Annotated in this window: 8 protein-coding genes; 6 read left to right on the forward strand and 2 right to left on the reverse strand. The window is 52.7% G+C overall.

What is annotated here, in order from left to right:
* Nucleotides 1–5: 5 nt before the first annotated feature.
* Nucleotides 6–7,394 (forward strand): S-layer homology domain-containing protein, encoded by a 7,389-nt coding sequence (locus tag PUT07_RS27840; RefSeq protein ID WP_274472052.1) that lies wholly within the window; start codon nt 6–8, stop codon nt 7,392–7,394.
* A gap of 75 nt (nt 7,395–7,469) precedes the next feature.
* Here the strand turns inward: PUT07_RS27840 and PUT07_RS27845 are convergent, their stop codons facing one another.
* A complete protein-coding gene (locus PUT07_RS27845) occupies nt 7,470–8,048 on the reverse strand; it encodes a TetR/AcrR family transcriptional regulator (protein WP_274472053.1) in 579 nt (192 codons plus the stop codon).
* Nucleotides 8,049–8,310: 262 nt separating this feature from the next.
* Between PUT07_RS27845 and PUT07_RS27850 the strand changes: the two genes are divergently transcribed.
* The 5 genes from PUT07_RS27850 to PUT07_RS27870 all read left to right on the forward strand — a co-directional run bounded on the left by PUT07_RS27850 (nt 8,311) and on the right by PUT07_RS27870 (nt 14,862).
* Entirely contained in the window at nt 8,311–8,970 is a 660-nt protein-coding gene (locus tag PUT07_RS27850) for an HlyD family efflux transporter periplasmic adaptor subunit (protein ID WP_274472054.1), read from the forward strand.
* Nucleotides 8,971–8,989: 19 nt separating this feature from the next.
* Nucleotides 8,990–10,306 (forward strand): efflux RND transporter periplasmic adaptor subunit, encoded by a 1,317-nt coding sequence (locus tag PUT07_RS27855; protein WP_274472055.1) that lies wholly within the window; start codon nt 8,990–8,992, stop codon nt 10,304–10,306.
* Nucleotides 10,307–10,317: 11 nt separating this feature from the next.
* A complete protein-coding gene (locus tag PUT07_RS27860; RefSeq protein ID WP_274472056.1) occupies nt 10,318–11,889 on the forward strand; it encodes a DHA2 family efflux MFS transporter permease subunit in 1,572 nt (523 codons plus the stop codon).
* A gap of 45 nt (nt 11,890–11,934) precedes the next feature.
* Entirely contained in the window at nt 11,935–14,235 is a 2,301-nt protein-coding gene (locus PUT07_RS27865) for an S-layer homology domain-containing protein (protein WP_274472057.1), read from the forward strand.
* Between the two features lie 84 nt (nt 14,236–14,319).
* Nucleotides 14,320–14,862 (forward strand): DUF3231 family protein, encoded by a 543-nt coding sequence (locus PUT07_RS27870; protein ID WP_274472058.1) that lies wholly within the window; start codon nt 14,320–14,322, stop codon nt 14,860–14,862.
* Nucleotides 14,863–14,956: 94 nt separating this feature from the next.
* On the opposite strand, the gene PUT07_RS27875 is transcribed toward PUT07_RS27870, so the two are convergent.
* Entirely contained in the window at nt 14,957–15,829 is an 873-nt protein-coding gene (locus tag PUT07_RS27875; protein WP_274472059.1) for a DNA-primase RepB domain-containing protein, read from the reverse strand.
* Nucleotides 15,830–15,925: the final 96 nt, after the last annotated feature.

A 15,925-nucleotide genomic window follows, 5' to 3' on the forward strand; every position in this document is an offset into this window, starting at 1 on the left:
GACGTATGACTTTCGGACTCATGCAAAAGATTCGCAACAAGCTGGCTATTCTGCTAGTCACAGCCCTAATGGCAACTTCCGTGATGCCGGCAGCGGCTGAAACATCGATAGCAAGCACGGGCAATTCGATGTCCTCTGTAACGGAGACTGTCTATGATAGGGTCTATGCACCGCTAGTCCGGCCAGCGGCTGCGGCAGCCCCGCTATCGTGGAATGTCCTCTCCAAGCTGAGCCGCGGCCTCCTGAGTATGACGTATGCGGCGGCAAACCGCCCGATATCGGAGCTAAGCGCGGACGAAAGGTACTTGGCTTTTCTAACGTACGATCTGACCGCTGATGCAGGAGCGGGCCGGATCGTTGTGCAAATTCAGGACCGGCGAACGGGGGAAGTACGACGTATCCAAACACCGTCGGAGACCGGGTGGGTGCATCACTTTGATATGACGCCGGATGCCCGGTACATAGCCTACAGCTACAGCGAGGAGCTCGTGAGTCCAAATGTGAAGGTGTACTTGTACGACAGAGTCTCACAGTCATTAACGACTATTAATGCTGTGGGTGCGTCCCAAGGCTTTCCGGATTTTGACAGCGAGAAGGTAGCCGTCAGCGACGATGGCCGATTCGTAGCTTTCGATACGGCAGCTAACGGTTTAGTCTCCGGGGACCAGGACGGGAAGCGTGATGTGTATCTGTACGACCGGGATGCCCCAGGTGCCAAATTGCAGCGACTTAGCACCCCGATTGATACAAATAGTAGCGATGAAAGTCTGGACCCTTCGATTAGCGCAGACGGCAGCAAAATCGCGTTCGTCTCCAAGTCGAAGCTGACGGCGCAGGATGACTATATCGGTACGGAGAGCCTCTATTTGTTCGACCGAACCGCAGCAGACGGACAGCAGTTGAAGCGAATCACGCAAGGGTACACGCCTTCGCTCAGCGGTGACGGCCGATTGATGGCGTTTACGACTTACCGGGATGACTTGGGAACCGTTGATACGAATGGTAAGAATGACATCTATGTCTATGATGATGCCGACGGCAGTTTCCGGCGAGTATCCTTCAAGGCGGACGGTACGGAGTTTGACCAAGATAGCTCGCACCCTTCCATCAGCCGCAGCGGCGCTTACGTAGCCTATGAAACGGTAGTGTTGGTGACGGACGATACGGGGGATGTGGATGAGGAGTCGGAAGTCTATGTATCCGACAGCCAAGGGCTGAACTCCGCGAGGGTCGCTGTGCCCGGAGCGCCTTATTCCTTGATTCCCCCGGGCGAACGCCCTGCGGTTTCAGATACGGGCACCGTTAATTTCTACTCTTTCAACCTAGAGCGGTTCGGCGGAACGGAAATCCCATTCCCTGATTATTTCATCGCTGCTAACGGCACCATGCCGGTTTGGCCGGCCGGCAGCAGTCTGCAGGCGTCGGATGCGGGGAAGGATCATATCACGCTAAGCTGGCCGGGAATCTCCGATCCGGATGGCGTTACGGGTTATGCCCTCTATAAGAACGGCATTCCGATCCAGTACATTCCGGCTACCGGTCAAGCGAGCTATTCGGTCGCTTTGACCAATCAGGTGCGGGAAGAGGCTATAGATGACGTATTCCAAGTGGAGGCAATTGACGGCAAGTACCATTGGAGCTCGAATGGACCGACGTATACGTGGGAATCTGATGGCGGAAGCAATCCACCCCCAACGGATCTGATGTTGAACTGGAGAGGGGAACGCAGCAATGCGAACGGTCCGTTGAAGAATGAGAGTACAATCAAGATTATAGCAAGCGGCATGCCGGGTCTCGAAACGAAGGTGGAATGGACGTATAAGGAAGAGCTCAACGGTACGGAGACTACTCAAAAGGCATCGGTGCCGTTAACCGAGGGTGCGGCGAATACCGGCATCTATCAAGGTGCCTTTAAAATGTCTCCAAACGCGACGGAGCTTACTTCCATCTTGCTGAAGCAGAGGAAAGCCGACGGCACGGAGATGGTGGAGCGAGCGGAAGATCTCCCAATTCCTGTAGGGGGAACTCTCCAAATTCAGTTTGCAAACGCGAGCTTGGAGGAGCTTCAAGGTGCAATCCTGACCGTCTGGGGGCCAGAGGGAGACCGCAGCTTGACCGTAGGCGATAAAGGCGTTGAACCGCTGACAGGCTTAATGCCGGGCGATGAGTATCAGATCTACTTGCATACGAGTAATTACCAGTACGAGATGGGCAGGCAGGAAGGCATAACCATTAGACCGGGCAGAACCAGTACGGCTATCTTGCCCGTAACGGTCCCGGCCCAAGTCCGGGTGAAAGTGGTGAATGCCGAAGGGAAACCGGTGGCGAACGTTCCCGTTACCCTATGGGATGCGGAACGCGAGCTTCTGATGATGTCTTCGACGGCAGTTGACGGCATGACGTATGCTTACGACGGACTGTTACGTGATCAAATCGTGACCGCAGAACTCGATCTTGGCGACTTGTTCTATGAACTAGCTCCAGGTACGAAGCTGAACTTGAAGCTGGAGGGCGGGGAGAATGTTCTGACTGTTCACCTCATCTCTCCTGACAGGGGCATGATGGAGCTGACGGTGAGGGATCCGGCCAATAAGCCGGTATTCAACGCCTATGTGACCGCGACTCAGACCTACAAAGGCCAACCGGTCGTCACGAAGGCGCGTACCAGTCTGGACGGGAAGGTTCGGATGGAGCTTTTTGCAGGGGAAGTGCTGTTAGAAGCCACCGAAACCTCCAATCTGTACAATTCCGGTCAGATCCACACTACGGTAGCGGCCAATACAACGACAATCATGGACATTCCCGTCAGACAGCCAGGACAGGGGATCGTGAATCTCCGGGTGTTCAAGAAGGCCTTGGATACCGAGTGGCAGGGGCCGCTGAACATGGAGAACGAGATGTTCTTATCCCACGTCCAATCGAAATTCGGATGGGTAAGCACGTATTTCTCCAATGCGGTTTCCATTGGCGGCAGTCCGGGAACGCCGGTTAATGTCTGCGTATCGGGTGCGATTTATGCCTATGTAAGCCAGTGTAAGGATGTCATCCTGGACAATAACTCCAATGCCACAGCTGAGATCAGGCTGGAGGAGACGGGGGCCCGCGTTCAGGGCAAGGTGGAGCTGGGACGAAATATTTACTATGGCGCGACGGTTTATGAATTAAAAGATAACGGCAGCAAGGTGTATGTGTCGAACGCCTGGGATAACAACTTCCAGACCGATGTTTTTAACATCAATGTGCCTCGCAGCGGCCATTACCGTCTGGAAGCCAATCGCAGCATTCGGGATGCGAATTACCGCTACCGCTATGAATATGCGACCGTGGATTTCTCCATCGCGGCGAATGAGATCAAAAATTTGGGCCAGATCACCTTCAGCCCAGCCCGGTATTTCGCCAATCAAACAGGCAACCATTTGATGGCGCAGACCGTTAGTGCAATGCCTGGAAGTACGATATCCCTGCGGGCTTCCTACCGGAACAACAATAACGCGTCTGCAGAGAATGCACTGCTGGTATTGGACATTCCGGAAGGCACGTCGTTGGTTACCGACAATCTTGGGAACAAGGCGGTAACAGGGGCCAAAGGGCCGATCACCGTGGCGGGGAATACGTTGAGCGTACCGCTTGGGAATCTGGCTAAAAATGATGAGGGGTCAGTCGTGTATAAGCTCGCCGTTTCTTCTGCGTTTAATCGTGACGTATTAGTTTCAGCTGCGCGTATCCAAGCGACGCTGGGGTCCGAGACGATAGAGGAAAAGCTGGGAACGGTTTACATGGATGCGCCGAAGGTGACCCTGGAAGCGCCGGAGCGGGTATCCGACCCTGAGAGGGCCGCCGTATTGACCGGGTTTGCTCCTGCGGGCAGTACGTTAATGATCTATGATTCCAATGTCCGAATCGGCGGGGCGGTTGCCAACGCGTCAGGCGTATGGAAAACACCGGTTACCTTAGCGGATCTGGACGGTCCCGGCTATCATGTTCTATGGGCGGAGACTTCGGTGAATGGAGTCGGCCTGAAATCAAGCAAAGTGTACGTTATGTACGATGCGAATGGACCGCAGCTGCTGCGAATGGCGATGGCTCAAGCGCCGGCAGGGCGTTGGGTGACGGCCGCAGCCGGCAAGGAGGTGCCTGATTTTGCATACACTGTTGTTCCCGGGAACCCCTTCCTGCTGGATTTCGAATTCTCGAATCCTGACCAGGTGGAGAATGTCCGCGTCTATATGGACGGACAGGAAGGCGATCCGATTGAAGCCGTGCGGGAAGGCGAGTTATTCCGGGCTACGGTGCCGACCACACATGATGCGTTAGGCGGCATTTACATCGATTATGATGTGAAAAAGCCGGAGCGCGTCTATGACGGAGCCATGCCGGACCTCGATCAAGTACGGGCATCGCTTCCTCCGATGATGAGAGATTTCGAAGTCGTCTCGAAGACCCCGTTCGAGCTTGCGAATGGCGTTTATTCGGGGACGGTGGTCCTGAAATTCCCGCAGCTCGGCAACAAGGTGATGACTATTACGCTTACGGTAGATCCCGATTCGAACTACAGGCCGACGGAGTCGGAGAAAGAATTGGCAGCACGTTCCGGCGTTCCGGCGATTCAGTCCGGATTCGAGGTCAGCGAAACGGAGACCTCTCTCAGTATCAAGACCCGCGGGTACATGCCTAGCAATCTGATCTCCGAGGAATTCACAGGCCTTGCAGGGTTGCGAGCTTTTGGCCGTCCGGCCAAGGCAGGAGACTGGGGGCACACAGCCGAGTACTTCATGGAAATCAAATCCGATGTGGATGAAGTGAAAGGTCAAATTGATGAATTCAAGGGCCAGTATGAAGATTACATGGGCTTTGCCGGCAAAGTGAACAAAATCATGTACAACGTAGAGACCAGCGGTCTGGACTGTCTGGAGGAGCTGCCGGCTACCGTTAAGCAAGGCGGTAAGGCTCTGGCGGCGCTGGTTGTCGGCGAGGTGGCCAAAACCGCTTTGGGCGCATGGACGGGAGCCATGGCGCTGACGGGAGGCGGTGCCGTCGTGGCCGGTTTCGCTACCGGCGTGCTGGAAGATAAAATCGATAACTATGTGGACGAACAGATCGATGCGATAGGATCCGGATATAACAAATGCAGCGATAATCCGGATAGGAAAAAGAATAAAGGCCGCAAAATTGCAAGGCCGAAATGGATTTACGATCCAAGCGGCTACGTATACGAAGCGGTGAAGAGCAATCCGCTTCCGGATGTAACGGCGACAGTCTCGTATCTGGATAAGAACTCGGGGGTTTGGGAGTCCTGGGACGCTAAGGAATATGATCAAATCAATCCGCAGCTGACGGATGCCGCCGGTAAATACGGCTGGGATGTGCCGCCGGGCAGATGGAAGGTCACTTGGAGCAAGAAGGGCTACCAGACTATGTCCAGCGATGAGCTTGACGTGCCGCCTCCGCGGACGGAAGTCAACGCAGGGATGATCTCAAGGGATGCTCCAACGATTTCTTCGGTAACAGGGGTTACCTATGCCGGCGGTAGTTATGTGGATATCACGTTCTCCAAGTATCTGAAGGTGGTCGGTTTGAAAGCTGGGGCCGTAACCTTAACACTGAACGGTCAGGAGTTGGAAGGGATAGCTGCCTTCATCCAGCAGGAGGCAAGCGCATCGGATGAAACAGTCATGCTTTCCAGAACGATACGGTTTACACCGAAAGCTCCGTTAACGGGGAATGGAGCCAAATACGAACTGCAGTTGGACCCTGCGTATGTCACTAGCTATGCAGGCGTGAAGATGACGGCGGCAACTAGCTTCGTACAGGAGTTTACCCCAACCGCTCTCGACACGGCAGGACCGGCATTAGCTGCTGTAAAAGTGGAAAGCGGAGGCCGCATTCTACGCCTTACTTATAATGAGCCGATCGCTGCGACTGCGGATCCCGGCAAGATCCGATTGAATGGGACCGAGGGACTGATTACTTCGGCTGTCGCAGTCACGCAGCGCGATCAAACCGAAAGCCGAGAGCTGCTATTGACCGTGGATGGAAAAGTACCGGCGGCTTCCGTACTTACGTTACTGGAAGGTGCTGTGAAGGATCTTCAAGGAAACGCTTCGCCGGCTGCTACAGCGAATCTGGCACCTGACAGCAATCCGCCCACACCCTCTTCGTCTTCAGGCGGCGGCTCACCGGTTCCTTCCACTAAGGATCCCTTGGATCTGGGTGAGAAAGCGGTAGTGGAGAAGAAAACGTCTTCCACGGGCGGAACGATCCTGTATCTGACGATTGGGAAAGAGGCAATAACGGAAGCCCTGAAACAATTGAAGCCGTCTCAAGAGCTTTATATCGGGGTCAAAGAGCCTGCTGACGAGATCATCCTGCAGTTCCCTGCAGAGAGTATCGGCCCAATGGCGGATGCACACGCTATTCTTCGAGTGACATCTGACCATACGAGCATCAAGTTGGACCCTTCCGCATTCTCGATCAGGGATGAGGAAGAGGGGGCGAAGGTTCGAGTAACCTTACATCTAGCGAAAGGTCAGCTGAGCAAAGAAGCGGAGGAAGCAGCCCGTAAGGTGAGCTTGGATCCGAATTCAATAGCGGGGGCCGCAAGTGTCGTCATCGAAACGGTGAACGGGGCCAAAGTCGTGCTTGTGCCTCTCTCCAAGGCGAATGCTATAGAGGGCAACTTCTCAGGACTTCAAGGGAAATCTCTGGATATTTACCGGTACGATCCTGCAGCCGCAGCCTGGTCGTACGTGCGCAGCAAGCCGAACGGCGATCAAGGGCTGAAGTTTGATATGAGCGGCGGCGGCATCTTTGCGGTCATGAGCTATGCGAACAGCTTCACGGACACACACAACCATTGGGCGATGGAGGAAATCGATTGGATGGCGCGGCGACTCTTGGTGAACGGGGTCTCCCCATCCGAATTCCGGCCGGAGGGTGCGGTCAGCAGGGCGGAGTTCGCCGCCATGCTCGTCCGGGCTTTGGGAATAAAGGCGCAGGGGACTCCATCGCATGTGACCTTCTCCGACGTGAGCGAGACCGCCTGGTACTATCGGGAGGTTCTTGCAGCGGCGCAGAGCGGTCTTGTCAATGGCTTGGAGTCTGGGCGATTCGCGCCTGACGAGAACATAACCCGCGAACAAATGGCGGTTATGATGGCCCGCGCTTACAGCTTCGTAACCTCAGGCAAGAGCGCCCTATCTGCGGACACTTCTACCGATAAATTTAAGGATAGTGACCGGATTCAGAGCTGGGCGAAGGATGCTGTGGCGCTGGTCGTGAAGATGGGCATTATGCAGGGGATGACGGACGATACTTATGTGCCGGAAGGCATCACAACCCGTGCACAAGCAGCAGTCGTGTTGAAGAGATTCCTAATGAAACAAGAACAAGAATAGCAGAAACGAATAGCCTCCTTCCCTGGCATGTCAGGGAAGGAGGCTATTGCTGTATGTAATGGGGTTTGCCGTTATTCAACGCCGGATTCCTTTGTAAATAAAATCGATAACTTCTTGCTCAATCGGGTAGTTATTGCTTTCCGTTTCACCGATGATGACTTCCATCATACCAACCTTGGAGACGGAAACCATGCTCATACATCCAAGGATGAGGCGCAAAGCATTCGATGTGGATTGGTATTCAAAAACGCCTTTGGCTCTGCCGTTCTCCAGAATGCTCTTTAATTTATTCGTGGAGTTTTGGATGAACGTAATGATTTTGTCCGCTCGTGTGCTGTTCATGGCCAGTTCTTGCCGGATGATTTGTGAAATTTCCCGTTCCCGCTGGTAGAAAGCAATCATCACCTCAAGGTAATTTTGCAAATCTTGCTTGGGATCCCCCGTCTCGGGAGTAAAGGGCAGCTTCTCGAGCGGTTCGAGTATGGCCAGAAAGACGTTCTCCTTGCCTCCGAAATGATACGAAATAAGCGGCAGCGACACGCCGGCTTCGTCACAAATTTTTCTGACGCTCGTTCCTTCATACCCCTGCTGGGCGAACAGCTTCTTAGCAGATATGATAATTTTATGCTTCACATCGAGTTCTTGTTTGCTCATCGAGGAATCGACTGCACCTCCGTTTAACAGTTGTTAGCAGCATCTGTTTTAACGAATTTTATAGGAGAATATCACTGAAGTCAAACGCCTGCGAGTCCTGCCAAGGGACCGCGGGTTTCTTTCATTTAAGGTCTATTGGTAATCTGGAAATTTTTCATTGACGGTCTGAGGAAGAGGACCTATAATTACCTCCATGTAGTTTAACAACTGTTAAAAACGATTGTTAAAAACAATTGTTCAAAGGGCGAGGGGGAGGAGAAACATGAAACGAAAAATTATGTTGTATGTCATTTTGACGATTATCGTTATTGGCGGAGGCGGGATTGCCGGTTATTTCTGGTATGAGGGCCAAAATTATATCTCGACCGAGGATTCCCGGCTGGCAGGGGATATCTATAAAGTCATGCCGCGTATTACAGGCAAGGTGACCTCCTTGCAGGTTGAAGAGGGCGCGCATGTGCTCGCCGATCAGATTATCGGACAGCAGGATATCAATAATCTGGCTACGAGCAGTATGGATCAAGCGGCGTTGAGATCGCCTATCGACGGCACCGTCATCAAGACTTTGATCAAGACCGGGGAAGTTGCGTCGGTTGGTCAGGCCGTTGCGATGGTTGTCGACTCCAGCAGGCTGTTCGTGTCTGCCAATATCGAGGAGACGGCGATCAATAAAGTCCATGAGGGCCAGAAGGTCGACATCAAGCTGGATAATTTTCCAGGCAAAGTGCTAACGGGGAAAGTACAGGAAATAAGCAGGGCCACAGCCTCGACTTTCTCGCTGCTGCCTGCTACGAATACGAGCGGTAATTTCACCAAAGTCACTCAGCGCATTCCGGTTAAAATAGCGATCGAAGATCATCAGGGCCTTGATTTAATGCCTGGCATCAGCTCGAACATCAAAATTCACTTGAAGAGCAATTAGACAAGGAGGAGCCATTCCAATGAATAGATTAAACAAATTAATTGTTCCTGCCGCTTTGCTGCTTGCCGCTATTACCGTGCTTCCCGCATGCGGGGCTATAGAGGCGGAAGAAGCGGGTGCGGCGGCCGTTCCTGTTCAAGTGATCAAGCTGGGACCTAGTGCGGCTGCAAGTCTGAACGGCAAAGTGATTCCCGACCAGAGCATTAATATCGTATCGAAGGTATCCGGCAAAGTTGCTGAAGTTCGTGTGCAGGAAGGCAGTAAGGTGAAGAAGGGCGATGTACTCGTGCAATTGGAGACGACGGAGTTGATTCAGCAAGTGAAACAAGCCGAATCTTCCAGCAGCGCAGCTCAGGCTAAGCTGGCCGATACGCAAGCGGGTGCCCGTAAACAAGAGATTGCCGGACTACAAAGCGCCATCACTGCAGCGAGAGGGGCATACGAGCAGGCAACGGCGGCTGTCGAACAGGCCAAGGCGGGCTTCGACCTCGCCGCAAGCACATATAACCGGCTTCGCAATGCATTCGAGAGCAGCTCCAATGTGTCGCAGGATGATATGGACAAAGGAACCTTCGAATTCGAGAAGGCCAATGCAGCTTATGAGCAAGCACAGGGCGCACAGAAAGCCGCTGAAGCACAGTGGAGAGGAACCGAAGCCAAGCTGGAGCTTGCCATCAGCGGTCCGACGGAAAATACGCTCAAAGCGCTTCAAGCGGACGTCGAACGCCTGAATGCGAGTCTTGAGCTTGCCAACAGCGGGCTGAGCAATGCGACCATTACCGCTCCGATTGACGGAGTGATCGTGAAGAAGGGCATTTCGCCGGGTGAGCTGGCGCAGGCCGGGGCGCAGATCCTCTCGTTAGTTAATATGGATCAAGTCCAAGTGGAGCTGAGCGTAGCGGATAACCAAATTACACAAGTGAAGGAAGGCATGAACGTAGACGTTACGATACAGAACGTGCCGGGTAAAAGCTTTCCGGGCGTGGTTTCATTCGTCAGCCCGGTCGCGAACACCAACAGCAATTCATTTCCTGTGAAGGTGAAGGTTGATAATAAAGAAGGCTTGCTGTTTGCCGGGATGGTAGCGGAGGTTAACCTGCAGGCTTCGCAGCAGAGTCGTCTGGAAGTGCCCAAAAGCGCTGTGATCCGCAAAGACCAGAAAGATTATGTGTTCACGGCGGACAACGGCATGGCGCATCTCGTTGAAGTGCAAACCGAAGTGAAGAACCAGGACTGGCTGTATGTGGCGTCTAACGGAAGCATCAAGGCCAATCAACAAATTATCGTGAAGCCTGCGGATAGCTTGACTGAAGGCACGAAGGTTAAAGCCGAATAGGAGGCGCACTCATGGCCGATGGATCGGTAGTAACACAACCAAAATCAGAGGGCAATGGCCAGATGTGGCTGTCGCTAATTGCTATCGTTACGGGGACTTTCGTAGCTGTACTGAACAGCAGCCTAATGAACGTAGCTATGAACAAATTCGTTGCGGTTTTCGGTTCGGACCTCGCGACGATGCAGTGGATCATAACGGGATATACACTGGCTTCCGCTATGGTGATTCCCATGAGCGGGTATTTGGGCGCGAGATTCGGCAATAAAAATTTATTTATCTATTCCGTAGCCGGGTTTACGATATTTTCCGTTCTATGCGGTTTGGCGTGGAGCGCCAACACCATGATCATATTCAGGATCATTCAAGGGTTCGCCGGCGGTTTCATCATGCCGGTGGGGATGTCGATTATTTTCACGACTTTTCCTAAGGAGAAAACAGGTACGGCAATGGGACTATGGGGGATCGCGGCCATGGTGGCGCCCGCTCTCGGGCCGACGTTCGGGGGGTATCTCATCCAGAATTTCAGCTGGCGGCTTCTCTTTTTCATCAATGTCCCGATCGGAATTCTGGCTGTTGTACTCGGTAAGATACTGATGAAGGAGTCTCCTCGGGCGTCCGGGTTGAAATTTGACACGCCGGGGGCCGCTTTATCCATGATTTTCTTCGGGAGCCTGCTGCTCGCCTTGAGCAAAGGACAATCGGAAGGCTGGACGTCCTTGTTCATTGTCAGTCTGTTATTTATTGCACTCTCCAGTTTCATGCTGTTGATTTGGGTGGAGCTTGGAGCCAAACAGCCTGTTCTGGACTTGAGCTTATTCAAAAATGTGAAATTTACGATCAGTGTCGTTTCCGGCAGCCTGGTGATGATGGCCATGATGGGCGGCACTTTCCTGGCGCCGGTGTATCTCCAAAGCATTCAAGGGCTTAATGCCATGCAGACGGGTATTCTCTTGATGCCGCAATCCATCGCGATGGCGGTGATGATGGCTGTCAGCGGCAAATTGGTAGAGAAATTCGGGGTTGTTCCGGTTTGTATCGCCGGACTGGCGATCTTAGGAATAACGACCGCGGAACTGCATCTATTGACGGCAGATACGCCGAATCATTGGCTGAACTTCATGCTCACGATCCGCGGGATTGGCATAGGCGTTTGCCTGATGCCGCTGACCTCTGCGGGCATGAATGCGGTCGCACCGGAGCAAATCGGTAACGCCTCGCCGCTCTCGAATGTGCTTCGCCAGGTGGCGGGATCGCTGGGGATTGCTATATTTACCGCGATTATGGGCAATCGTCAGATCGTCCATTATCAGCACATTACCGAAAGCGTGCCTGTCGATTCCGTGATGGCGAACACTACCGTATCGACGCTTACCGGAGCTATTTATGCTTGGGCGGTGGATAGGGCTACGGCTACGGGAACAGCGACCTCTTATCTTGCCGGCTTCATGCAGAAAGAGGCCTACGTCAGGTCTATTGCAGATACTTTTTTTATCTCGGCCATTCCGGCCTTCGTATGTATTCCGTTCGTTCTATTCTTCATTAATCGGAGAAAGAAACCCGTTGAAGTCAAAGAGCAGACCTAAGCGCATGCGGATGTAAGATCGATATATGATGGGAGGCACTAAACAATGAAGAAGAGTTTATCGGTTATAATCAGCGCGTGTATGGCTGTTACCCTGCTATCATCGGCAGCGCAAGCCGCTGCTTCGCCTAAATCCTCCTCCGATTTCAGCGATTTGAGTCAGCTGGATGCCGGAACGAGGGCTAAATTCGATGCCATGATTGCTGCGGGCATTTTTGACGGTTTGGGCGAGGGAGTGTTCGGCCTGCATGAGAAAATGAACCGCGCCCAATTCGCGAAAGCCGCCGCGTTGATTTTCAAACTGAAGGTGGACACTTCACTAAGTGTCTCAAGCTTCAGCGATGTGAGTGCAGCCGATCCTGCCAATGGGTATGCGCTGCCGTATATCGAGGCATTGAAGGCGGCGAATCTGACGGACGGCTTCGGTGCAGGCACCTTTCATCCCGCGGGCGAAGTAACCAAAGAACAACTGGCCGCCTTCTTGATCCGGGGCTTGAATAAAGAGACTGAAGCGCAATCGAATTCAGGAGGAAACGACGATACGGTATCCGAATGGGCCCGAGGGTATGCCGCAGCGGCTGTTCGAATGAATTTGCTTGGCAACCTGACCGACGGCAAGTTCGGCGGCGTATCGCCCGCAACCCGGGAATTGCTGGTGACTTCTTCTTATGAAGCGAAGCGGCTGTATGTACCGGCGGCTGCGGCGGCTATATCCGAGCTTCCGGCAGAAACGCCGCAAGAGTATACCCTGACCGACAACGCCCGGGCTCATATCAAGAGCATTTTCCAGGAAAAATCGCCAGACGGTTGGCGGGTTGGAGCAGCCATTACGTTAACGAACACATCCGAAACTACGATTCGAATCCCGGACTACGAGCTTCGCATCCGCACTGCGGATGGCACGGTCTACACCTTGCAGCCAAGCGCCGGCAATGCTCGTTCCATCCTTCCTCAAGGCAATGTGACGCTGAGCTATATGACGGATATCGGTGTGAAAAAGGATGTGCAGTTAACGAATCTTCTATGGGTCGATGTCGATCAGAATGTGTATCCTAAGCAGGAAACGCTTCTTGCGGATGCGGCAATCGATTCCATCGTATGGCGCGGCCAAGATGCCGTCATTGAAGATTCGGCCCGACTGGGCGATTGGGGTGTCCGATTCGCTCTTCCAGGTATCGATTCGGACTTGAAGTATTCGGCTGTGAAGCTATCCAAGCAGTTTACAGGACAGACGCCGGCCTACATCGTGGAGATTCAGGCGGAGAACCAAGGCAGCTATGCGGAAACGATTCCGGATTTCACCTTGAGCGGGAAGTCGGCGGGCCAAGCCTTCATCGGGAAACGGGTGGAAGAGGCTCCGATCAGCCTGGATGCCGGAGGTAAGAAGTCGATTCATTTTGCTATAACGACCGATACGAATACGACGCTGGATGCCTTATATGTCCTAACACCGGAGAGCTTCTTGAAGCAAGGTCAGAATGCGCCGCTGCAATACTGGACAGGGCGTATCGGATTCCGGCTGCCTGCTAACGCAGGGACGATTGCAGGACCGGATGCAAACACGTATCTGTTCGGCAGCCCGATGGCATTTACCCAAACGAATGACTTCATTAATCCCAGTTTGAACGTTTCGCTGGAGGAGCTGCACATAACGGATAACGAAGAGACCGGGAATCAAACAGGACTGGCTAAGTTCAAATTGTTCAACAAAAGCGATAAACCGATTCCGGTTCCGGCTTTCGGAGCGGAATTAGCGGGGGATGCCGGCAATGCGTATGCAGGCAGACGCCAGACGGTAAGTGCAGAGGATATAGCTCCTGGAACGGGAATGATCGTCAGCTACGGCTTCACCCTGCCATCCACCGAACAAAGTGAACAATTTCAATTGAATGTACAGAAAGTATTGTCTAATTCTTCCTATAAGTCGACGATTGCCAGTTATCCTGTGCAGGTTCAAACCGAGACGGATCACAATAACATCTCCTTGTATCCCTTTAAGCTGAATTTGAAAAGCTGGACGCTATCGCAGCTGACGGCGATGGGGGCGACCGGCTTCTCCTACACGTACAAATTAAATTTGGATATGGACATGGAACGTGTTTCCGAAGTTGTGCTCGATACGGCTTTTTCCAAACTGAAATTTGAACTGGTTGATCCGTTAGGGCGCTCCTTGGGTTCGAGCTCTTTCCCGTTTACCGGTGCCAACCGCTTGGTCAGCGGCACTCAGAAGCTAACCTTCAGCAATCTGACGCAAGACCAAATTCAAGGCAACATTTCGGTTAAGGTCTATGAGACCATCCTTACGCCAACCGGTGAAATTGATCGATTCATTACGGAATTGAAATAAGCGAACGGAACCAGCAGCAGGAATAATGTTCATAGTACGTTTAGAAAAGGGGTAAGCTAACTAGCAAAAAAGGAGCGTACGGACATGAATGTGATGGAAGTGCTCAATGATGCGATCAAGCCGTTTCTGGACGGTGAGAAGCCCCCTTTGAACGTCGGTGAAGTCATGAACCTGTGGTTCTATTTAACGGCTACGGAGCAGACGATGCGCGGCGAACAGGTCTCCTTCAATATCGTGCATGATGAAGAGCTTCGGGATAAGCTGGAAGAAGTGATTAACGATGTTCATCGGCCGATCTTTGAGGAACTAACGGCCTTCCTGAAAGCTGAAGGCATACCGCTGCCGCAGGTATCTCCCGATAAGCCTGTGGGCGATTTCCGCGGTATTCCCGAGGGTTCCAGGCTATCCGATGACGAAGTAGCCAATCTGCTTAGCTTCAATATTGTGCTGGGCATCAATTATGCTTGCCGCGGGTTGACGGAGTCCGTCAGGCCGGATGTAGCCGCGATGTTTGCCAGGTTTCAAATCAAAAAGTTAACGTTCTCCATTGTGCTCAAGGATCTTATGGTGAAAAGAGGGTGGTTAAAAGCACCGCCGTATTATAAGCCGGAAGCGATTGGAGATTAAGCAAGAAAGCACTCGTCTAGGACGGTTGGCCATCTAACCAACGGTTCCGTACGGGTGCTTTTTTTGGCGCCGCGGATAATTGCGGTCATCCGGTTTACAACATTCTGAGCCCAAGACTGCGTATCAGTTCTTCCTGGGTAAAGGACCCTTCTCTTCCCCAATGGATGACTCTGACCATATAGGGTTTAACGGGATCCTTCATATGATAAAAGCCGGGAACGCGCATGACTCTGGTCAGATTGGTAATCATCGGATCGGAGCCGAATTTGTCGGACAGCGCTTTCTGAATCGGGACGAATGGACCGACGCTTCCGCTCAGGAGGGGCCAATAAATGTGATAGCCGTTTTTGGTTTCGACGATCATAGCTTTCTTGATGTGGTGCCAATGCTTCCGGAGGAATTCTTGCTTCAATTGTGTTACGCGCGCCTCGGTTCTCTGCGCTTTCAAGACATAATCACCCTGTTTGCTACGCGTAATGTTGATGGAGGCCAATTTCTCGGCCGGATCGGATTTCAACCGCTTGATCGTGTGCCGGAGCAGTTCTCTAGTCGGAAACTTGCCGGATACTTTGTTCAGATCCACATCGATGAACTGGGCCCGGATTCCTGCGATGTCCCCGTCGTTTCCTCTGCGGTTGATTTCCATGAAAACAGCGTAGCCCTGGGCATTGTGACTAAGCAGGTGGATAGGTTTATTCTGTTTGGAGATCAGCCGGATTTGCGGTACCTGCTTCTCGAGCAGGAGAAGAGGTTTGTGCAGCGGGATCGCTTGCTTGCCGCCGGCCGTATTCAAGGAGTTGAGCGAATGGGCTGAGTTCGCATGGTCTCGCCTGTCGCGCTCGGAATCGTGGACGAGCAGAAAGCGAAGATGCTCATTGCCCTTGACGCAGAGCTTGTTGATGAAACGGTGCATTTGGCTGGAGCTGCGCTGCATCCGTCTGGAGTAAGGCGTAGTCTTGGTTGTCATCGAGCCACTTCCCTTATATATGGGTTTGTGTCACACGTTGTTTGATACGCTAAACAATCATATTCGGAAACCGTGCGACAAGTGTGAAGGCAGGGA

Source organism: Paenibacillus sp. MAHUQ-63 (genome assembly GCF_028765165.1).
Taxonomy (GTDB): domain Bacteria; phylum Bacillota; class Bacilli; order Paenibacillales; family NBRC-103111; genus Paenibacillus_E.

What these genes read in the sequence shown, in the direction of transcription:
- PUT07_RS27840 (WP_274472052.1), top strand. Translation starts at nt 6, where the DNA reads ATGACTTTCGGACTCATGCAAAAGATTCGCAACAAGCTGGCTATTCTG.
- PUT07_RS27845 (WP_274472053.1), bottom strand. Translation starts at nt 8,048, where the DNA reads ATGAGCAAACAAGAACTCGATGTGAAGCATAAAATTATCATATCTGCT.
- PUT07_RS27850 (WP_274472054.1), top strand. Translation starts at nt 8,311, where the DNA reads ATGAAACGAAAAATTATGTTGTATGTCATTTTGACGATTATCGTTATT.
- PUT07_RS27855 (WP_274472055.1), top strand. Translation starts at nt 8,990, where the DNA reads ATGAATAGATTAAACAAATTAATTGTTCCTGCCGCTTTGCTGCTTGCC.
- PUT07_RS27860 (WP_274472056.1), top strand. Translation starts at nt 10,318, where the DNA reads ATGGCCGATGGATCGGTAGTAACACAACCAAAATCAGAGGGCAATGGC.
- PUT07_RS27865 (WP_274472057.1), top strand. Translation starts at nt 11,935, where the DNA reads ATGAAGAAGAGTTTATCGGTTATAATCAGCGCGTGTATGGCTGTTACC.
- PUT07_RS27870 (WP_274472058.1), top strand. Translation starts at nt 14,320, where the DNA reads ATGAATGTGATGGAAGTGCTCAATGATGCGATCAAGCCGTTTCTGGAC.
- PUT07_RS27875 (WP_274472059.1), bottom strand. Translation starts at nt 15,829, where the DNA reads ATGACAACCAAGACTACGCCTTACTCCAGACGGATGCAGCGCAGCTCC.